Source organism: Phycicoccus sp. 3266 (genome assembly GCF_031456495.1).
In the GTDB taxonomy this organism is placed as follows: domain Bacteria; phylum Actinomycetota; class Actinomycetes; order Actinomycetales; family Dermatophilaceae; genus Pedococcus.
Genome location: NZ_JAVDUW010000002.1, coordinates 1 through 19507, shown reverse-complemented (window position 1 = coordinate 19507; position 19507 = coordinate 1). Strand labels below are relative to the sequence as shown.

Annotated in this window: 15 protein-coding genes; 1 reads left to right on the top strand and 14 read right to left on the bottom strand. The window is 72.8% G+C overall.

Annotated features, from left to right (window positions below):
* The first annotated feature begins 9 nt into the window (after window positions 1–9).
* The gene (gene aceB, locus J2X64_RS09875) at window positions 10–1626 is read left to right on the top strand and encodes a malate synthase A (RefSeq protein WP_310153265.1); all 1617 of its coding nucleotides are present in this window, start codon (window positions 10–12) and stop codon (window positions 1624–1626) included.
* A gap of 133 nt (window positions 1627–1759) precedes the next feature.
* Here aceB and J2X64_RS09870 read toward each other — a convergent pair whose 3' ends face one another.
* The 14 genes from J2X64_RS09870 to J2X64_RS09805 all read right to left on the bottom strand — a co-directional run bounded on the left by J2X64_RS09870 (window position 1760) and on the right by J2X64_RS09805 (window position 19242).
* Window positions 1760–3067: a guanine deaminase gene (locus tag J2X64_RS09870; RefSeq protein WP_310153261.1), complete on the bottom strand. Its 1308-nt coding sequence runs from the start codon at window positions 3065–3067 to the stop codon at window positions 1760–1762.
* A complete protein-coding gene (xdhC, locus tag J2X64_RS09865) occupies window positions 3064–3879 on the bottom strand; it encodes a xanthine dehydrogenase accessory protein XdhC (protein ID WP_310153258.1) in 816 nt (271 codons plus the stop codon). The genes J2X64_RS09870 and xdhC overlap by 4 nt, the downstream gene beginning before the upstream one ends.
* 1 nt (window position 3880) lies before the next feature.
* On the bottom strand, window positions 3881–6325 hold the full coding sequence (xdhB, locus tag J2X64_RS09860) for a xanthine dehydrogenase molybdopterin binding subunit (protein WP_310153255.1): 2445 nt from the start codon (window positions 6323–6325) through the stop codon (window positions 3881–3883).
* Complete coding sequence (locus tag J2X64_RS09855) at window positions 6322–7848, bottom strand: FAD binding domain-containing protein (RefSeq protein ID WP_310153252.1); 1527 nt, start codon at window positions 7846–7848, stop codon at window positions 6322–6324. Before J2X64_RS09855 ends, xdhB begins: the two co-directional genes overlap by 4 nt.
* 292 nt (window positions 7849–8140) lie before the next feature.
* Window positions 8141–8875 (bottom strand): aspartate/glutamate racemase family protein, encoded by a 735-nt coding sequence (locus J2X64_RS09850; protein WP_310153249.1) that lies wholly within the window; start codon window positions 8873–8875, stop codon window positions 8141–8143.
* Window positions 8872–10422 (bottom strand): NCS1 family nucleobase:cation symporter-1, encoded by a 1551-nt coding sequence (locus tag J2X64_RS09845; protein WP_310153247.1) that lies wholly within the window; start codon window positions 10420–10422, stop codon window positions 8872–8874. The genes J2X64_RS09850 and J2X64_RS09845 overlap by 4 nt, the downstream gene beginning before the upstream one ends.
* Before the next feature lie 99 nt (window positions 10423–10521).
* Window positions 10522–11229, bottom strand: coding sequence for a GntR family transcriptional regulator (locus J2X64_RS09840; RefSeq protein WP_310153244.1), 708 nt, complete (start codon window positions 11227–11229; stop codon window positions 10522–10524).
* A gap of 61 nt (window positions 11230–11290) precedes the next feature.
* Window positions 11291–12133, bottom strand: a complete 843-nt coding sequence (locus J2X64_RS09835; RefSeq protein ID WP_310153242.1) for a bifunctional allantoicase/(S)-ureidoglycine aminohydrolase — start codon at window positions 12131–12133, stop codon at window positions 11291–11293.
* Window positions 12130–13515 (bottom strand): allantoinase AllB, encoded by a 1386-nt coding sequence (allB, locus tag J2X64_RS09830; protein ID WP_310153241.1) that lies wholly within the window; start codon window positions 13513–13515, stop codon window positions 12130–12132. Before allB ends, J2X64_RS09835 begins: the two co-directional genes overlap by 4 nt.
* 71 nt (window positions 13516–13586) lie before the next feature.
* Entirely contained in the window at window positions 13587–14465 is an 879-nt protein-coding gene (locus tag J2X64_RS09825; RefSeq protein ID WP_310153239.1) for a fumarylacetoacetate hydrolase family protein, read from the bottom strand.
* Window positions 14466–14476: 11 nt separating this feature from the next.
* Window positions 14477–15607, bottom strand: a complete 1131-nt coding sequence (locus J2X64_RS09820) for a glycerate kinase (protein WP_310153237.1) — start codon at window positions 15605–15607, stop codon at window positions 14477–14479.
* A 7-nt stretch (window positions 15608–15614) separates the two neighbouring features.
* Window positions 15615–17393 (bottom strand): glyoxylate carboligase, encoded by a 1779-nt coding sequence (gene gcl, locus J2X64_RS09815; protein ID WP_310153235.1) that lies wholly within the window; start codon window positions 17391–17393, stop codon window positions 15615–15617.
* 45 nt (window positions 17394–17438) lie between these two features.
* Window positions 17439–18323: a 2-hydroxy-3-oxopropionate reductase gene (locus tag J2X64_RS09810; protein ID WP_310153232.1), complete on the bottom strand. Its 885-nt coding sequence runs from the start codon at window positions 18321–18323 to the stop codon at window positions 17439–17441.
* An 85-nt stretch (window positions 18324–18408) separates the two neighbouring features.
* Complete coding sequence (locus J2X64_RS09805) at window positions 18409–19242, bottom strand: TIM barrel protein (RefSeq protein WP_310153230.1); 834 nt, start codon at window positions 19240–19242, stop codon at window positions 18409–18411.
* Window positions 19243–19507 lie beyond the last annotated feature (265 nt).

Here is a 19507-nt window from a genome sequence, read left to right as displayed (position 1 = left end):
AGGACTGGCATGTCGGACAGCACCGTGACCGTGGACGCCCCCAGCACCGTCGAGCGGAGCGAGGAGATCCTCACCCCCGAGGCACTCGCGTTCCTCGCCGAGCTGCAGACCCGGTTCGGGCCCCGGCGCGACGAGCTGCTCGCCGCGCGCAAGGAGCGTCGCGCGCAGGTCTCGCGGACCGGCCGCCTCGACTTCCTCGAGGAGACGAAGGAGGTCCGCGAGGGCGACTGGCGGGTCGCCGAGGCACCCGCGGACTTCCGCGACCGCCGCGTCGAGATCACCGGCCCGACCGAGCGCAAGATGGCGATCAACGCCCTCAACTCCGGAGCGAAGGTCTGGCTCGCCGACCTCGAGGACGCCAACACGCCCCATTGGCAGAACGTGATCGGCGGCCAGGTCAACCTCAAGGACGCCGTCCGCCGCACCATCGAGCTGACCACGCCCGAGGGCAAGCACTACGCGCTCAACACGCCCGACTCGATCCCCGTGATCGTCCCCCGGCCGCGTGGCTGGCACCTCGACGAGAAGCACCTCACCCTCGACGGCACGCCGCTGGTCGGCGGGCTCGTCGACTTCGGCCTCTACTTCTTCCACAACGCCACCGAGCTCCTCGCGCGGCACAGCGGTCCGTACTTCTACCTGCCGAAGATGGAGAGCCACCTCGAGGCCCGGCTCTGGAACGACGTCTTCACGTTCGCCCAGGACCACCTCGGCGTCCCGCAGGGCTCGGTGCGCGCGACCGTCCTCATCGAGACCATCCCGGCCGCGTTCGAGATGGACGAGATCCTCTACGAGCTGCGCGACCACGCCGCCGGCCTCAACGCCGGGCGCTGGGACTACCTGTTCTCGATCATCAAGTACTTCCGCGACTCCGGGCCCGAGTTCACCCTCCCGGACCGCAACGCGGTCACCATGAACGCGCCGATGATGAAGGCGTACAGCGACCTGCTCGTGCAGACCTGCCACAAGCGCGGCGCCTTCGCGATCGGTGGCATGGCGGCCTTCATCCCGAGCAAGGACCCCGAGGTCAACGAGCAGGCGTTCGCCAAGGTCCGGGCCGACAAGGAGCGCGAGGCCGCGGCCGGCTTCGACGGGTCGTGGGTGGCCCACCCCGGCATGGTCGACCTGTGCAAGGAGGTCTTCACCGAGACGCTCGGCGACTCCCCCAACCAGCTCGCCAAGCAGCGCGACGACGTCTCCGTGGCTGCCGACGACCTGCTCGCCGCCTCGAAGACGCCCGGCGAGCGCACCCTCGACGGCCTGCGCGGCAACGTCACGGTCGGCATCCAGTACCTCCAGGCGTGGCTGCGCGGCAACGGCGCGGTCGGCATCCACAACCTCATGGAGGACGCCGCGACCGCCGAGATCTCGCGCTCGCAGATCTGGCAGTGGCTGAACTCCGAGGCCGAGCTCGAGTCCGGGGAGAAGGTCACCCGCGACCTCGTGGACCGCGTGGTGGAGGAGGAGTATGCCGGCCTGCTCGACTCCGCGGGCGACGACGAGGCGGTGCGCGCCTCGCTCGAGACGGCCCGCAAGCTGTTCGTCGAGTGCGCGATCGACCCCGACTTCCCCGACTTCCTGACCCTGCCGGCCTACGACGAGGTGCTGCGCGCCGAGCGCGCCTGACCTCAGCCGCGCCGTCGGGGCCCGGGTAAGCCGGGCCCCGAAGATTGGGCACTTCTTCACTGTGGCCGGGAACCTTTCCCTAGAGGCCGAAGAAGTGCCCAATCTTCGTATGCCGCGGTGGGGCGGCCCACGCCTAGCGGCGGGGCGGCATCCGCCAGCGGCTCGCGGCGATCTGGTCGCCACCGACCCACACGCCCCCGACGTCCGAGGTCGTGCCGAGCGCGAACACCTTGGACAGGGCGTCGAGTGGCGACTTGGCGTTGCCGAGCCCGACCGCGAGCGGGTCACCCGCCTCGGGCAGCAGCCACACTGCGTCGAACTGCTTCCCCACGGACAGGTCGCCGACCTCGTCCCCCAGCCCGAGCGCCCGCGCCCCGGCGGCGGTGCAGAGCCAGAGCAGGTGCGCCGAGGTGAGCGGCAAGCCCTCGTCGGCCAGCAGGCGCTGCATGAAGTACGCCTGCAGACCCTCCTTGAGCATCGAGAAGCCGGTGCCGGCGCCCACGTCAGAACCCATGCCCACCCGCACCCCGGCCTCGACGTGCCGCCGCAGGGGGAAGAGCCCGGACCCGAGGGCTGCGTTGCTCGTCGGGCAGTGGGCGACCGAGGCGTCGCGCGCCGCCAGGGTGGCCAGCTCGGCGTCGGTCGGGTGCACGTTGTGCGCCAGCACCGAGCGGCGGCCGAGCAGGCCGTGCCGGTCGTAGGTGTCGACGTAGGACGCCCCGTCGAACAGGGCGCCGACCTCCTCGATCTCCCGGAGGTTCTCGTTGACGTGCGAGGTGAACAGCGCGCCGTCGACCGCGGACATCGTCGCGGCGCACGACTCCAGCAGGGCGTCGCTGGCGGACAGGGAGAAGCGCGGCGTCACGGCATACCGCAGGCGGCCCTTGCCGTGCCAGCGGGCGGCGAGCCCGCACGCCTCCTCGTGCGCCCGCTCGGGGGTGGTGAGCAGCGGCTCGGGCAGGATGCGGTCGGACGTGACCAGGCCCGTCGCGACGCGCAGCCCCCAGAGGTCCGCGGCCTCGAACATGACGTCGACGGCGGAGGCGAAGTGCGAGCCGAAGACGAGGGCTGTGGTGGTGCCGGCGTCGACCAGGCCGGTGACGAAGTCTCGCGCCACGCCGCGGGCGTAGTCGACCTCGCGCATCCGGATCTCCTCCGGCAGGGCGCACTGGTCGAGCCAGTCGAGCAGGGGCATGCCCAGGCCGCCGATGACGCGGACCTGCGGGAAGTGCACGTGGGTGTCGACGAGCCCCGGCAGCACCATGCCCTCGCGCAGGTCGAGGACCTCCTCGTCGCGGTGGGCGGCGCGGACTTCCGCGAACGGCCCGCGCGCCGTGATGACTCCGTGCTCGACGAGCAGGCCGCAGTCCTCCTCCGAGCGGAGCTCGCCCCCGGCGAAGGGGTCGGCTGGCGTGTCGAGGACGGTCGCGCGGATGATCACCGGGACACCTCCGCCCGCTCGTGGGCGAACGACTCGAGCAGCTCCGCCGCGACGGCGACGGCGATGACGGCGGGTTCCTTGCCGGCGAGCGAGGGTATGCCGATCGGCGTGTGGATGCGCTCGAGGTCCTGCGGCGAATGACCCTCTGCCGCAAGGCGCTTGGCGAAGCGGCGCCACTTCGCCGACGAGCCGATGAGCCCGATCGAGCCGAGGTGCCCGCACCGCAGCGCGGCGTCGCACAGGGCGGCGTCCTCGGCGTGGTCGTGGGTCATGACGAGCACGTGGGTGCCGGGCGGGACCTGGCCGAGGACCAGCTCGGGCACGGGTGCGTGGTGCACGTGCACCCGGGCGACGGCGTCGTCGAGCGCCCGGAGCCGGGCCGGCTCGAGCTGGTCGGCGCGGGAGTCGACCAGGTGCAGCTCGAGGTCGTGCCGGGCGAGCACCCGTGCGAGCTCGAGGCCGACGTGGCCCATGCCGAAGACCGCCACGGCCGGGACGACGGCCAGCGGCTCGAGCAGGATGACGACCTCGCCGCCGCAGCACTGCTGGCCGTGCTCGACCGGCGCCCGCTCGTTGAGCGCCAGCTCGAGCTGCTCGGGCACACGGGCGCCCTCGGCGAGCATGGCGCGGGCGCGCGCGACCGCCGTCGCCTCGAGGTTGCCGCCGCCGATGCTGTCCCAGGTGGCGTCCGCCGCGACCACCATCTTGGCGCCGGCCTCGCGCGGTGAGTGCCCGCGCACCGACGCCAGCGTGACGAGCACGCCGGCGCGTCTCTCCCGCCGGAGCCGCTCGACGGCCCGGGCCCACGACACCTCAGGCTCCTGTCTGGCCGGCCGGCTCGGCGACCCGCTCGGAGTGCGGGTGCAGCCGCGGCGCACCGTCCCCGGGCTGGTCCGGCACCTCGCCGGGTGCGCCCGCGCGCAGGGGGGTCATGTGCGGCGGCTCGGCGCCGCCGCGAGCCTCCTCGACCGCCCAGAAGACGGCCTCGGGCGTGGCCGGGGAGGCGAGGTCGACGCTGGTGCCGGCCGGGCCGAACGCGGCGGCCGCCTGGCGCAGCGCCTCGCGCACCGAGAAGGCCAGCATGAGCGGGGGCTCGCCGACGGCCTTGGAGCCGTAGACGGCGCCGTCCTCGTGCGCGCGGTCGAGCAGCGCGACGTTGAAGACCTCGGGCATCTCCGACAGGCTCGGCAGCTTGTAGGTGCTGGCCGCCTGGGTGGCGAGCCGGCCGCGGGTCGGTCGGTCGGACTCGTCCCAGCGCAGGTCCTCCAGGGTGAGCCAGCCCGTGCCCTGGACGAACCCGCCCTCGACCTGGCCGATGTCGACCAGCGGCGACAGGCTGTCGCCGACGTCGTGCACGATGTCGACCCGCCGCAGCCGGTAGGCACCGGTGAAGCCGTCGACCTCGACCTCGGCCGCGGCAGCGCCGTAGGCGAAGTACTTGAACGGCGACCCGTGCATGACCGAGGAGTCCCAGTGCAGCCCCTCGGTGCGGTAGAAGCCAGCCGCCCAGAGCTGGACCCGCTGGAAGTACGCCTTGCTCACCAGCTCGGGCCAGGACAGCCCGGCGTTGGCCGGGTCCTCGCGCAGCGGGCGCAGCCGCTCGAGGATCTGCTCGCAGGCGTCCTTGACCGCGCCGCCGTTGAGGTCGGCGCCGGAGCTCGCCGCCGTGGCCGAGGTGTTCGGCACCTTGTCGGTGCGCGTCGGCGCGAGCCGCACCATGGACAGCGGGACCCCGAGGGCGGTGGCCGCGACCTGGAGCATCTTGGTGTGCAGGCCCTGGCCCATCTCGGTGCCGCCGTGGCTGATGAGGACCGACCCGTCCTTGTAGACGTGGACGAGCGCGCCGGCCTGGTTGAACGCAGTGAAGTTGAACGAGATCCCGAACTTCACCGGCGTGATGGCCAGCCCGCGCTTGGTGTGCTCGTGCGCCTCGTTCCATGCCGCGACCTCACGACGGCGGGCGTGGAGGTCGCCGCTCTCGACGACCTGGTCCCAGCACCAGCCGGCCCGCTCGGGGTGGCGCACGGGCTGGCCGTAGGGGGTGCTCTGGCCCTCGCGGTAGAAGTTGCGGCGACGCAGGTCGGCAGCGTCGATGCCGAGCAGCGGGGCGCAGCGGCCGAGGATGTCCTCGGTCACGAGCATGCCCTGCGGGCCGCCGAAGCCGCGGAACGCCGTCTGGGACGTCTTGTGCGTCTTGGCGATCCGGCCGTTCACCCGGACGTTCGGGATCCAGTAGGCGTTGTCGATGTGGCAGAGCGCGCGGGCCAGCACCGGCTCGGACAGGTCCAGGCTCCAGCCGCCGTCGCTGGTGAGGGTGGCGTCGAGCGCCTGCAGCATGCCGTCGTCGTCGAACGCGACCCGCCACTGGGCGTGGAAGCCGTGCCGCTTGCCCGACATCGTCATGTCCTGGGCCCGCGACAGGCGCAGGCGCACCGGGCGGCCGGTGAGGGTCGCCCCGAGGGCGGCGATCGCGGCATACCCGTGCGGCTGCATCTCCTTGCCACCGAAGCCGCCGCCCATGCGCAGGCACTGCACGGTCACGGCGTGGCTCGGCAGCCCGAGGACGTGGGCGACGATGTCCTGGGTCTCGGTCGGGTGCTGGGTGCTGCACTGGACGAAGACCTGGCCGTTCTCGTCGACCTGCGCCAGCGAGCAGTGGGTCTCGAGGTAGAAGTGCTCCTGGCCGGCGAACTCGAACTCGCCGCTGAACACGTGCGGTGCGCCCTCGAAGGCGGTATCGACCTCACCGCGCTCCATCGTCGGCTGGCCACCCTGGAAGCTCTCTGCCGCAATGGCTTCCGTGACCGTCACCAGCGACGGGAGCGGCTCGTACTCGACCTCGACGGCCATTGACCCGAGGCGGGCGGCCTCGAGCGTCTCGCCGAGGACCCAGCAGACCGAGTGCCCGAAGAACATGACCTCGGAGGGGAAGAGCGGCTCGTCGTGCTTGACCCCGGCGTCGTTGACGCCGGGCACGTCGTCGGCGGTGAGCACGCGCACCACGCCCGGGACGGCGAGCGCGGGAGCCACGTCGAGCCGGGTGACACGCGCGTGGGCGTGCGGCGCCTGCACCGGGTGCGCGTGCAGCACGCCGGGCGTGCGCCCGATGAGGTCGTCGGTGTAGAGCGCCTGGCCCGTGACGTGCAGGGCCGCCGCCTCGTGCGGGATCGACTCCCCCACGACGGGGTTGTCAGGGCGGCGGGACAGGGGGCTGGGCGTGGTGGCCGTCGTGTCGGTGGCCGTGGCGTCGGTGGTCATGCCCCCACCTCCTGCGGGGTCGCGGTGTCGGCGTGCAGCTTCAGCAGGGCGGTGCCGAGCGTCGCCGCCCGGTATGCCGCGCTGGCGCGGTGGTCGTCCATCGGTGTCCCCTCGGTGCGCATCACCGCCGCGGCGGCGCGCGCGGTCTCCCGCGTCCACGGCCGGCCCTCGAGCGCGGCCTCGGTGGCGAGCCCGCGGATGGGCGTCGCGGCCACGCCGCCCAGGCCGATACGGGCCTTGGCCACGTGGCCGTCGACGACGTCGAGGGCGAACCCGACGGCGACGCTGGAGATGTCGTCGAAGCGGCGCTTGGCGATCTTGTGGAAGGCGGTGACACCGCTGAGCGGCAACGGGATCCGCACCGCCCGGATCAGCTCGCCGGGCTCGCGGAGGGTCTGGCGGTACCCGGTGAAGTAGTCCGCGAGGGCGACGACCCGCTCCCCACCGGCGGAGGCGAGCACGAGCTCGGCCTCGAGGGCCAGCAGGGCAGGAGGGGTGTCGCCGATCGGGGACCCGGTGCCCAGGTTGCCACCGAGGGTGGCGCCGTTGCGGATGAGCCGCGAGGCGAACTGCGGGAAGAGCTGGTCCAGCAGGGGCACGCGTCCGGCCAGGCCGCGCTCGACCTCGGACAGGCTCAGGGCAGCGCCGACCTCGATGACGTCGTCGCCGACGTCGAGGGTCCGCAGCTCGGGGAGCCGGTCGATGCCGATCGCGAACTCCGCCCGCGAGCCGCGGACGTTCGTCTCCACGCCCCAGTCGGTCGAGCCGGCCACGAGGACGGCGTCCGGGTGCTCGGCGAGCAGGCCCAGCGCCTCGGCGAGGTCGGCCGGGCGGGCGTACGTGCCGCTCGGGCCGCTCAGCCGGGTGGACGCCGCAGCGGGAGCGGGCTCGCGAACCCGGGCGGCGAAGGGGTCGTCCGCCTCGGGGCTGCCGAGCGCGTAGGCCGCGTCGCGGATCGGCCGGTACCCGGTGCAGCGGCACAGGTTGCCCGACAGGGCGTGCAGGTCGAACCCGTTCGGCCCGCACTCGTGGTCGGCGCCGTGCTGACCCGAGCCGCCCCCAGGGCGGTGGCCGTTGCCCTCGGTCCCGGCCGCAGCCGAGCCCGCGGCCACCGGCGCCCGGTCCGGGCGGTAGAACTCGGCCGCCATGCTGCAGATGAAGCCCGGGGTGCAGTAGCCGCACTGCGACCCGCCACGCACCGCCATCTCCCGCTGCACGGGGTGGAGCGCGTCGGGCGTCCCGAGGCCCTCGGAGGTGACGACCTCCTGGCCGTCGAGGGCGGCCGCCGGGACGAGGCAGGCGTTGACCGCGGTCCACCGGGTGCCCCCGTCGCCGTCGGGGCGGGCGACCATCACCGAGCAGGCGCCGCACTCGCCCTCGGCGCAGCCCTCCTTGGCGCCGGTCAGGCCTTGGCCGCGCAGCCAGTCCAGGGCGTTCGTCGCCGGGTCGGTGCCCTGCAGCGAGCAGGTCGTCCCGTTGACCGTGACCTGGTGTCCGCCGCCGTGTCCGTCGTTCGCAGCCATCGCGCGCTCCCGTCGCCCCGTCGTCGGGGTCCATCATCCACCAGCCCGTCCGGGCAGGTGCATGGTTCGGTGCGTGAGGCGGGCCGTCGGTTATCCATGCAGAACAACGGCCGCCGAGGTTCCGACGACGGTAGCTCTCAACAAACTGTTGAATCAAGGGTTTCGGGAGCGGGATTTCACCAGGTGGAATCCCGCTCCCGAAACCGCACCCACAGGGTGACCCCGGACCGCCCGTGCTGCCGGCAGGGGCGGTCCGGGGACGCTGGGTGGCGGGGGCCTGTGCTCCCGGGCCTCAGCCGCGGCCGAACCCCGCGAGGATGCCGGTGTAGGCCTTGGGCGGCGGGGGCGCGAGCTCGCCGTGCGTCGACGGCTGGAGCCCGAGCCGCACGATCCCCTCGGCCATCACCGTGGCGGCGGCCACCCCGTCCACGACGGGGACGCCGAGCTCCGCGCTGAGCAGCTCGGGCAGGCCGGCCATCCCCGCGCACCCGAGGACCACCGCGTCGCTGCCGTCCTGGGCCATCGCCGTCTTCGCGAACGAGAGGATCACGGCATACGTCCGGTCGCGGTCCTCCTCGAGCTCGAGGACGGGGATGTCGCAGGCGTGCACCCCGGCGCACTGGCGCTCCAGGCCGTAGACCCGTGCGAGGTCCCACGCCCGGCCGACGGTGCGGCTCAGCGTCGTCACGACGCTGAACGAGCGGCCGAGCAGCGACGCGGTCTTCATCGCCGCCTCGGCGATCCCGATGACCGGCCTGGACGCCGCCTCGCGGGCAGCGTCCAGACCGGGGTCCCCGAAGCAGGCCAGGACGAACGCGTCGGCCTCGGTGTCCTCGCGGACGACCTGGAGGAGGCCGGGCACCGCGAGCGCCTCGTCGTAGTGGCTCTCGATGGATGCCGGTCCCATCGCCGGCGTCCGGCCCGTCACCACCGTGTCCGGGGCGGCGACCCTGCGGGCCTCCGCCTCGATCAGGGCGGTCATCGACTGCGTGGTGTTGGGGTTGACCACGCTGATCCGGATGGTCACTTGACGCACTTCTTCGAGTCGAGGACGCGGTCCGAGACGCCCATCCGGGGAGCGAGCAGGGCGTAGGCGACGAAGCCGACGCCGCACCCGATGAACCAGCTGTAGTCGTCGAGGACCTTGGCACCGGGGACGAACACCACCGCCAGGGCGCACAGGGCCGCGAGTGCCGTCGCGATGATCGCCGGCGGGTTGTAGCCGCGCTTGTAGTGGTAGGCGCCGGACGGGTCGAGCGTGAACAGGTCGTCGATGCAGACCCGCTGCTTGTGCACGGCGTAGTAGTGGGCGATGAGGACCCCGAACAGCGGGCCGATGAAGGCACCGAGCGTGTCCAGCGTGTAGTGGATCGTCTCCGGGCTGTTGTAGAGGTTCCACGGGGTCAGCAGCACCGACCCGACGGCCGCGATCATGCCGCCCATCCGCCAGCTGATCTTCTGCGGCGCGACGTTGGAGAAGTCGAACGCGGGGCTGACGAAGTTGGCGACGATGTTGATGCCGATGGTGGCGGTCGTGAAGGTCAGTGCGGCCAGGACGAGGGCGTAGGTGTTGTCGATGTGGCCCACGGTCTCGACCGGGTCGGTGATGAGCTTGCCGTAGACCGGCAGGGTCGCGGCGGCGGTGAGGACGGTCAGCAGCGAGAAGAAGACGAAGTTGACCGGCAGGCCCCAGAAGTTGCCCTGCTTGACCGCCTTGAACGTGCGGCCGTAGCGGGAGAAGTCACCGAAGTTGAGCATCGGGCCGGAGAAGTACGACACCACCAGGGCGGTCGCGGCGAGCATCGTCGTGAACATCTGGGTGCCCGAGAGGGTGTGGTTGGACAGGTTGAGGTCGACGCTCCAGCCCGCCTTGGACAGCAGGTAGACGCACAGCGCGATCATCACGACGTAGACGGCCGGGCCGGCGAAGTCGATGAAGCGGCGGATGGTGTCCATGCCGGTCCAGAAGACCGCGGCCTGGGCGACCCACAGGATCGCGAACGTGACGTAGCCGAGCGTCGAGAGGCCGAGGAAGCCGTGCTGGGCGACGTTGGAGTACGGCTCGAGGCCGGGCCAGATCCGCACGAGGAGGATGTCGAGCGACGCCGACGCGAGGTAGGTCTGGATGCCGTACCAGGCGACGGCGATCAGGCCACGGATGATGGCGGGGATGTTGGCTCCGAGGACCCCGAAGACCGAGCGGCAGATGACCGGGTAGGGGACGCCGGTGCGCTGGCTGGGCTTGGCCACGAGGTTGCAGAAGCCGAGGACGATGGTGATGCCGACGATCAGGCAGATGAAGACCTGCCAGCTCGTGAGGCCGAGGGCGAACAGGCTGCCGGCGGTGATGTACCCGCCGACGCTGTGCACGTCGGACATCCAGAAGGCGAAGATGTTGTACCAGGACCAGTTCTGGTCCCGGAGGGGTGCGAGGTCCTCGTTGGCCAGGCGCGGGTCGTACGAGGGCTTGATCAGCCCCGTCCCCGCTCCGTGGTCGTGGGGGCCGTGGTGGGTCGCGAAGCCGGCATCGGCGGCGGCGGACTCGGTGAGCGGCGCTGGCTGGATCTGGGTCATGCTGACCTCCCGGTCTGAGAATTGCTCAAACCCTAGGGAGACAACGGTTTCCGGGGAATGTCGTGAACCGTATATCTGCGTATATCTGTTGCGGGCGGGTTAACTTCCCGCGCCTGCCCGGCCCTGTCCGCCGCGGGCCACGGCCGCGCACAGGCGCTCGTGGTGGGCCTGCGCCGTCTCGCGCAGGCGGTCGGCGTCGCGGGCGACGAACGCCGCGAGCATCTCCTCGTGGTCGGCCCGCATGTGGGCGCGTTCGGCGTCGGTGACGCGCATCATCGTCTGGACCGGCTCGGTGACGTTCCAGGCGATGTCGAGCATGTGGAGCAGGCGCGGCATCCGGCACGGCTCGAGCAGCGCCATGTGGAACTCGCGGCTGGCCCGTTGGAAGCCCTCGGCGTCCGCGGCCTCGACCGCCTCTCCCATGCGGGCGTGCGCCCGGGCGGCGCGCTCGTGGTCGGCGGCGCCGGCGTTGTGGACGGCCGCGTCGAGCGCCGCGGCCTCCAGCGCCCCGCGGACGACGTAGAGCTCGTCGATCTCGGCGGGGCTGAGCTGGGTGACGGTGTAGCCCAGGCGCGGCTGGTGCTCGAGCAGGCCCTCCCCGAGCAGGGTCTTGAGCGCCTCGCGCACCGGGATGAGGCTGACACCGAAGAAGGCGGCGACGTCGTCCAGCGGGATCGGGCTGCCCGGTGGCACCTCGCCCGAGGCGATGACCCGCCGCAGCTCGGACAGGACCTGCGGGCCGGAGACGTACCCCTCGGGGCGCACGAGCAGGCCGACGATCCCCGACCGTCGCCGCGGCTGGGTCATCGCACCTCCTCCTCGAGGGCTGCTCCGGCGGGAGCAGCGCTCGTCCTCGGATCCTGTCCGGTCAGAGCAGCTGCCGGCTCAGCACCGCGTGCCGGTTGACGTCCTTGTACAGCAGGTAGCGGAAGCGTCCGGGACCCCCTGCATAGCAGGCCTGGGGGCAGAACGCGCGCAACCACATGAAGTCGCCCTCCTGCACCTCGACCCAGTCGTTGTTGAGCAGGTAGACCGCCTTGCCCTCCAGGACGTAGAGGCCGTGCTCCATGACGTGGGTCTCGGGGAACGGGATCGCGCCACCGGGCTCGAAGTTGACGATGTTGACGTGCATGTCGTGCCGTACGTCCATCGGGTCGACGAACCGCTGGGTGGTCCAGGCGCCGTCCGTGTCGGGCATCTCGCGACCCTCGACGTCGGCCTCGTTGGTCACGAACGCCTCGGGCAGGTCGATGCCCTCGACCCGCTGGTAGGCCTTGCGCACCCAGTGGAAGGTCGCGGCCTCCTCGCCGGTGTTGCGCAGGGTCCAGCGCTGGCCGGGCGGCAGGAAGGCGTACCCGCCGGGCGCGAGCTCGTGCGCGGTGTCGTCGAGCGTGAGCGTGAGGGTGCCGCCCACGACGAACAGCACGCCCTCGGCGCCCGGGTCACCCTCGGGACGGTCCGAGCCGCCGCCGGGCTGCACCTCGACGATGTACTGCGAGAACGTCTCGGCGAACCCGGACAGCGGTCGCGCGATGACCCACAGCCGCGTCTGCTCCCAGAACGGCAGCTGGCTGGTGACGATGTCGGTCATCGTGCCGCGCGGCAGGACCGCGTACGCCTCGGTGAAGACGGCGCGGTCGGTCGTCAGCTGGGTCTGGGGCGGCAGGCCCCCCGTGGGCACGTGGTACCGGGGCGGCGTGGCGGCGGTCATGGCTGTCCTCTCCTCAGGAGCTGCCCGCGGGGGGCGTCATCGGTGTCGACGGGTGTGCCGTGCAGCCAGGTCTGGCGCACGACCCCGGTGAGCTCGCGACCGGCATACGCCGACACGGGGTTCTTGTGGTGCAGGGCGGCGACGTCGACGGTGAACCGCTCGTCGGGGGCGAAGACCACGAGGTCCGCGGTCGCACCCACCTCGATCCGGCCGCGGTCGTGCAGGCCGACCTGGTCGGCGGTGTTGCGGCCCATCCAGCGCACGACGTCCGCGAGGTCGTGGCCCCGCTCGCGCGCCTCGGACCAGATCGCGGGCAGGCCCAGCTGGAGGCCGGCGATGCCGCCCCACGCCTGGCCGAAGTCGCCCGCGTCGAGCAGCTTGAGGTCGGCCGTGCTCGGCGAGTGGTCGGACACGATCGTCGCGATGGTGCCGTCGGCCAGGCCCTGCCAGAGGCGGTCGCGGTTCTCGTGCTCGCGGATCGGCGGGCAGCACTTGAACTGCGTGGCGCCGTCGGGGATGCCCTCGGCCTCGAGGGTCAGGTAGTGCGGGCACGTCTCGACCGACAGGGCGAGCCCCTCGGCGCGGGCGTCGGCCAGCATCGGCAGGGCGTCGGCGTCGGACAGGTGGAGGATGTGCGCCCGGCCGCCGGTGTCGCGCACGGCGTCGACGACGGTGCGGATGGCGCGCTCCTCGGCCTCGCGCGGGCGGGAGCCGAGGAAGTCGGCATACGCCCGACCACCCGGCGAGGCCGACGCGTCGATCACCTCGGCGTCCTCGGCGTGCACGATGAGCAGCCCGTCGAACGACGCGATCTCGGCGAGGGCCTCGCGCATCTCCGGCGTCGTGAGGTGGGGGAACTCGTCCACGCCCGAGTGGAGCAGGAAGCACTTGAAGCCGAAGACGCCGGCGTCGCGCAGCGGTCGCAGGTCGGCGACGTTGCCCGGGATGGCACCGCCCCAGAAGCCCACGTCGACCCACGCCTGGTCGCGGGCCACGTCCTGCTTGGTGCGCAGCGCCTCGACGGTGGTGGTCGGCGGGATGCTGTTGAGGGGCATGTCGATGACCGTCGTGACGCCACCGGCCGCCGCGGCGCGGGTCGCGCTGGCGAACCCCTCCCAGTCGGTGCGGCCGGGCTCGTTGACGTGCACGTGGGTGTCGACCAGGCCGGGGAGCAGAACCTCGTCGGGGGCGAGCTCGACCACGCGGGTGCCGTCCGTGACGTCGGCGTCGAAGGCCTCCACCGCGACGACCCGGCCTCCGGCCACGACCACCGTCGCCGCCACCTCGCGGTCGCCCACGACGGCCCGCCGCGCACGGAAGGCCACCGGCTCGCTGCCGGACGCGTCGGTCCGGGGGCTGTCGGTCAGGGGGCTGTCGCTCACGGGGTTCCTCTCGCTCGACCGCGACGCCGGGACGCCGGCGGTGACGCTGCCTGCCATGTAACCAGTACCGGTCATCCTGCCGCTGCCTCCTCGTCGACGGCCGTGGGGGCGCCGGGGTCGACGACCCTGGTCCGCTGCCGGCCGAGCACGCCGCCGTCGGCCTCGACGAGCTGGCCGTGGCGCAGGTACGGGCGGGGCTCGGGGCGGCCCATCGCCACCCCGGCCGGCGTGCCGGTGAGCACGACGTCGCCGGGCTCGAGGGTCATGACGCCGCTGGTGTAGCAGAGCAGCTCGCCGACCCCGAAGACCATGTCCGAGGCGCAGCCGTCCTGGCGGAGCTCTCCGTCGACCGTGAGCCGCAGCGCCACCCCGGCAGGCCCGTCGGGGCCGAGCTCGTCGGGCGTGACCAGCCACGGGCCGAGGGGGCAGAACGTGTCCGCGGACTTGCCCTTGGTCCACGTGCCGCCGCGCTCGAGCTGGAGGGCGCGGTCCGAGACGTCCTGGGCGAGCACGTAGCCGGCCACGGCCGCCATGGCACGTCCCGGGTCGGTCTCGCCCCGCAGCTCGCGCCCGAGCACGACGCCGAGCTCGACCTCGTAGTCGGTGGTGCTCGACCCCGGGACCATGACGACGTCGTCGGTGGGACCGCTCACGGAGGTGGGCGCCTTGAGGAAGACCACCGGCTCGGTCGGCAGCGGCATCCCTGCCTCGGCGGCGTGGTCGCGGTAGTTGAGGCCGATGCCGACCACCTTGCCCGGGCGCACGACCGGCGACCCGAAGCGGGGTCCGTCGTGCTCGCCGGGGGCCTCGAGGACCGGGAGGGTCGAGGGGTCGATGGCGGCCAGGGCACCCAGGAACGCCGCGTCGACGTCCGGGGTCACGCCACCGAGGTCGAGCAGGGTCCCGTCCGCCGCCACGACCACGGGGCGCTCGGCACCGGCGGCACCCACGCGGGCAACCCTCACGACGCACCCACCAGGTGCTCGCGCGCGATGCGCGCGCCGATCCGCTCGAGCAGCGGCCCGGGGCGCTCGAACGCCTCCCGCTCCTCGGTGGCCTCCTCGAGCAGGGCGTATGCCGTGCCGACGCCGGCCGCCCGCAGCGCGGGCTGGTCGAGCGCCACCCGGCCTGCCACGGCGACGACCGGCACGCCCTTGTCCCGCGCCAGAGCCGCCACGGCCGCCGGGGCCTTCCCGTGCAGGGTCTGCTCGTCGAGCGAGCCCTCCCCCGTGACGACGAGGTCGGCCGTGCACACGGCGTCGGCGAGACCGGTCAGCTCGGCGACGAGCTGCGCCCCCGGCTGCATCCGCGCACCGAGGACGGCGAGCAGGGCGAAGCCCACGCCGCCGGCCGCACCGGCGCCGGGCAGGTCCCGCAGGTCGCGCCCCGTGGCCCCGGCGACGACGTCGGCCCACGCCGACAGGGCCACGTCGAGGGCCTGGACGTCGTCGGGTGTGGCGCCCTTCTGCGGCCCGTAGACCGCCGCCGCCCCGGAGGGCCCGGTGAGCGGGTTGTCCACGTCGCACGCGACGACGAGCTCCGCGGAGGCGAGGCCCGGGTGCAGCTCGCCCAGGTCGAGCGACACGACGTCGACCAGCGGACCGCCACCGGCGTGGAGGGCGCGGCCCCGGCGTCCGCTGATCCGGGCGCCGAGGCCCTGGAGCAGCCCGGCACCGCCGTCGGTGCTCGCGCTGCCGCCGATCCCGACGACGACCCGGTGACAGCCCGCGTCGAGGGCGGCGGCCACGAGGTCGCCGGTCCCCCGGCTCGTGGCGGTGAGCGGTGCGAGCTCGCCCTCCCCGAGCCGGGCGAGGCCGGAGACCTCGGCGAGCTCGATGACGGCCTCGTCGCCGCGGCGCCCGTAGGCGGCCCAGCACGGCATACCGGTCGGGCCGGTGGCCCGCACCGGCACCCGCTCGAACCCCGCCGCCTCGGCGGCGGCCAGGGTGCCGTCGCCCCCGTCGGCGACGGGGACGACGGCCACCTCGAGGTCCGGCACGACCGAGCGCAGGCCGGCCTCGAGGTGGGCCGCCACCTCGGCCGCGGTGAGGGTGCCCTTGAACTTGTCGGGGGCGAGGAGGACGCGGGGCACGACGGCCTCAGTCCAGGTTGGCGAAGACCGCGGTCGGGGCGTGCTCGCCGTGCTCGGCGAGGTCCTCGAACTCGGTGACGTTCGCGATCGAGGTGCCCATCGAGACGTTGGTGACGCGCTCGAGGATGACCTCGACGACGACGGGCACGCGGTACTCGTGCGCCATGCCCTGCGCCTTCTCCAGCGCGGGCAGGATCTCGTCGGGGTCCGTGACCCGGATCGCCTTGCAGCCCAGGCCCTCGACGACCTTGACGTGGTCGACGCCGTAGCCGCCGACCTCGGGGCTGTTGACGTTGTCGAAGGACAGCTGCACGCAGTAGTCCATGTCGAACCCGCGCTGGCTCTGCCGGATCAGGCCGAGGTAGGCGTTGTTCACCAGGACGTGGACGTAGGGGACGTTGAACTGCGCCCCGACCGCCAGCTCCTCGATCATGAACTGGAAGTCGTAGTCGCCCGAGAGCGCGACGACCGTCTCGTCCGGGCAGGCCGTGGCGACACCGATCGCGGCCGGGACGGTCCAGCCGAGGGGCCCTGCCTGGCCGGCGTTGATCCAGTGCCGGTCCTTGTAGACGTGGAGCAGCTGGGCGGCCTGGATCTGGGACAGGCCGATGGTCGAGACGTAGCGGACGTCGCGGCCGAAGGCGCGGTTCATCTCCTGGTAGACCCGCTGCGGCTTGATCGGGGTCACGTCGAAGTTGGTGCGGCGCAGCAGGGTCCGCTTGCGCTCCTGGCAGGCCTGCGCCCACTGGGAGCGGTCCTTGAGGCGGCCGGCCTCCTTGCGCTCGCGGGCGGCGGCCACGAACAGCACGAGCGCGGCCCTCCCGTCGGAGACGATGCCGTAGTCGGGGGCGAAGACCCGGCCGATCTGGGTCGGCTCGATGTCGACGTGGACGAAGGTGCGGCCCTGCGTGTAGGTCTCGAGGTCGCCGGTGTGGCGGTTCGCCCACCGGTTGCCGATGCCGAGGACGACGTCGGACTCGAGCATCGTGGCGTTGCCGTAGCGGTGGCTCGTCTGCAGCCCCACCATCCCGGCGTTGAGCGGGTGGTCGTCCGGGACGGTGCCCCAGCCCATGAGGGTCGGGACGACCGGCACGCCGGTCAGCTCGGCCAGCTCGAGCAGCAGGTCGGCCGCGTCGGCGTTGATGACGCCGCCGCCGGCGACGATGAGCGGCTTGTCGCCCGCCTCGAGCAGGTCGAGGGCCTTCTCCACCTGGGCCCGGGTCGCGGCGGGCTTGTAGACGGGCAGCGGCTCGTAGGTCTCGACGTCGAACTCGATCTCGGCCATCTGCACGTCGATCGGCAGGTCGATGAGGACGGGGCCGGGACGACCGGACCGCATGAGGTGGAACGCCTGCTGGAACGTCCCCGGCACCTGGGCCGGCTCGAGCACGGTGACCGCCATCTTGGTGAGCGGCCCCGCGATCGAGGCGATGTCGACCGCCTGGAAGTCCTCCTTGTGCAGCTTGGCCACCGGCGCCTGCCCGGTGATGCACAGGATCGGGATCGAGTCGGCGCTGGCCGAGTAGAGCCCGGTGATCATGTCGGTGCCGGCCGGGCCGGAGGTGCCGACGCAGACGCCGATGTTGCCGGGCTTGGCGCGGGTGTAGCCCTCCGCCATGTGCGAGGCGCCCTCGACGTGCCGGGCGAGCGTGTGGTGCAGGCCGCCGTTGGTCTTCATCGCCTTGTAGAAGGGGTTGATCGCCGCCCCCGGGAGGCCGAAGACGTTCGTCACCCCCTCCTTCTTCAGGATCTCGACGGCTGCCTGGGCCGCGGTCATGCGTGCCATGGGAGTTCTCCTAGAACAGGTTCTGCGTGGCTGGGGAGGGACGGCTCAGGAGTCGAGCCGGCCGGAGAGCCGCTGCACGCCGCGCAGCAGGCCGGAGTGGTCGAGGCCGCCGTCGCCGTTGGCGCGGGCGGACGCCATGAGCTGGGCGACGAGCGCGCCGACGGGTACGACGACCCCGGCCTCGCGGGCCGCCGAGGTGACGATGCCGAGGTCCTTGTGGTGCAGGTCGATCCGGAACCCGGGCTCGAAGCTGCCCCTGGCCATGTTGTCCCGCTTCTGGTCCAGGACCTTGGAGCCGGCGAGGCCGCCACCGAGGACGTCGAGCGCGGCCTGCAGGTCGACGTCGTAGGCCTGGAGGAAGACGACCGCCTCGGCCAGCGCCTGGATGTTCGCGGCGACGATGAGCTGGTTCGCGGCCTTGACGGTCTGGCCGGCGCCGTTGCTCCCGACGTGGACGACGGTCTTGCCGACCGCATTGAAGACCGGCTCGGCCGCGGCGAAGTCCTCCGCCGAGCCGCCGACCATGATCGACAGCGCGGCGTTCTTCGCGCCCGCCTCGCCACCGGAGACCGGCGCGTCGAGGAGCCGGAACCCCTTCTCCTGCGCCGCCTTCGCGAGCTCGACGGTCACGTCGGGCCGGATGCTGGAGAAGTCGATGACGAGGGTGCCCTCCTTGGCGGAGGCGAAGACGCCCTCCTCCCCGAGCAGGACCTCCTGCACGTCGGGGCTGTCCGGCACCATGACGGCGACGACCTCGGCATCACGGACGGCGTCCGCCACGGACCCGGCCGCGCGGCCGCCGGCCTCGACGAGGGGCTTGGTCTTCTCGGGGCTCGGGTTGTAGCCGACGACGTCGTGACCCGCGTTCTGCAGGTGGACCGCCATGGGGCTGCCCATGATGCCGAGTCCGATGAAGGCGATGGTGCTCATGTGTCTGTCTCCTTGCTGTGGCGGTTTCGGGGGTGCGTCCGTGACGGATGTGTCACTCCTGCACCCCCGATCCGGGGAGGTGTCGTCAGTTCGAGGCGCGTCGCTCGCGGGGGAGCCAGGCCAGGCTCTCGGGGGTGGTCGCGGTGGTGGGCTTGTACTCCAGGCCCACCCACCCGGCATACCCGCGCGCGACGAGCTGGCCGAGGTGGCGCTGGAGGTCGAGCTCGCCGGTGCCGGGCTCCCCGCGACCGGGGAAGTCGGCGACCTGGACGTGCAGCGTGCGGTCGGCGTACGTCGCGATGGCGGCGTCGAGGTCGTCGCCGTTGGCGGCGAGGTGGAAGAGGTCGAGCAGGAAGCCGACGTTCGCGGCGCCGGTCCCCCGGACGTCGTCGACGACGGCGACGGCGTCGGCCGCGGTCCGCAGCGGGTACGGCTTGGGGCCGCTGACCGCCTCGACGAGGACCGAGGCGCCGATCCGGTCGGCCGCCTTGGCCGCCAGGGCGATCGACTCGCGGCCGAGCTCGTCCTGCTGCTCGGGGCTCGCGCCGTCGACCCGGTTGCCGAACAGGGCGTTGAACGCCTGGACGCCGAGCTGCTCGCCGATGCCGACGGTCACGTCGACGTTGTCGCGGAACTGCTGCACCCGGTCCGGGACCGACAGGACCCCGCAGTCGGGGCCGGCCAGGTCGCCGGCGAAGAAGTTGAGCCCGACGAGCTGCACGCCGGCGTCGCGGACGGCCGCGAGGAAGGCGTCGACCTCGGCGTCGGACGGGACCGGCTGGTCCGGCCAGGGCCACCAGAACTCGACGGCGTCGAAGCCGGCCTGCTTGGCGGCGGCGGGCCGCTCGAGCAGCGGCACCTCCGTGAAGAGCAGCGAGCAGTTCGCCTCGTAGCGCAGTCCGTGGTCGGGAGTCGTCATCGTCATCAGTCCGTTCGCACTTCCGTATTGCGGAATTCTTTTTCCAACTAGTGAGAGGGTAGGAGTCGTCCTCCGGCGGCGTCAACCGTCGCCGGGGGACGTCTCACGCTGCGGCCCGGATATATCCGGCGGCAGCGGGGGCGCGGCCCGCGGGGGGCCGCGCCGGGGGGGGGCGCGGCGGCCCCCCCCCGCGGGGGGGGTGGCCCCGCGAGGGGGGGTGGCGGGGGGGGTGGGGGGGACAGCGCCCCGGGGTGTGGGGTGGTGG

Excerpts from the sequence above, each read along its gene's own strand:
- aceB (WP_310153265.1), top strand. The coding sequence starts at position 10 with ATGTCGGACAGCACCGTGACCGTGGACGCCCCCAGCACCGTCGAGCGG.
- xdhB (WP_310153255.1), bottom strand. The coding sequence starts at position 6,325 with ATGACCACCGACGCCACGGCCACCGACACGACGGCCACCACGCCCAGC.
- J2X64_RS09855 (WP_310153252.1), bottom strand. The coding sequence starts at position 7,848 with ATGGCTGCGAACGACGGACACGGCGGCGGACACCAGGTCACGGTCAAC.
- J2X64_RS09845 (WP_310153247.1), bottom strand. The coding sequence starts at position 10,422 with ATGACCCAGATCCAGCCAGCGCCGCTCACCGAGTCCGCCGCCGCCGAT.
- J2X64_RS09840 (WP_310153244.1), bottom strand. The coding sequence starts at position 11,229 with ATGACCCAGCCGCGGCGACGGTCGGGGATCGTCGGCCTGCTCGTGCGC.
- J2X64_RS09835 (WP_310153242.1), bottom strand. The coding sequence starts at position 12,133 with ATGACCGCCGCCACGCCGCCCCGGTACCACGTGCCCACGGGGGGCCTG.
- gcl (WP_310153235.1), bottom strand. The coding sequence starts at position 17,393 with ATGGCACGCATGACCGCGGCCCAGGCAGCCGTCGAGATCCTGAAGAAG.
- J2X64_RS09810 (WP_310153232.1), bottom strand. The coding sequence starts at position 18,323 with ATGAGCACCATCGCCTTCATCGGACTCGGCATCATGGGCAGCCCCATG.
- J2X64_RS09805 (WP_310153230.1), bottom strand. The coding sequence starts at position 19,242 with ATGACGACTCCCGACCACGGACTGCGCTACGAGGCGAACTGCTCGCTG.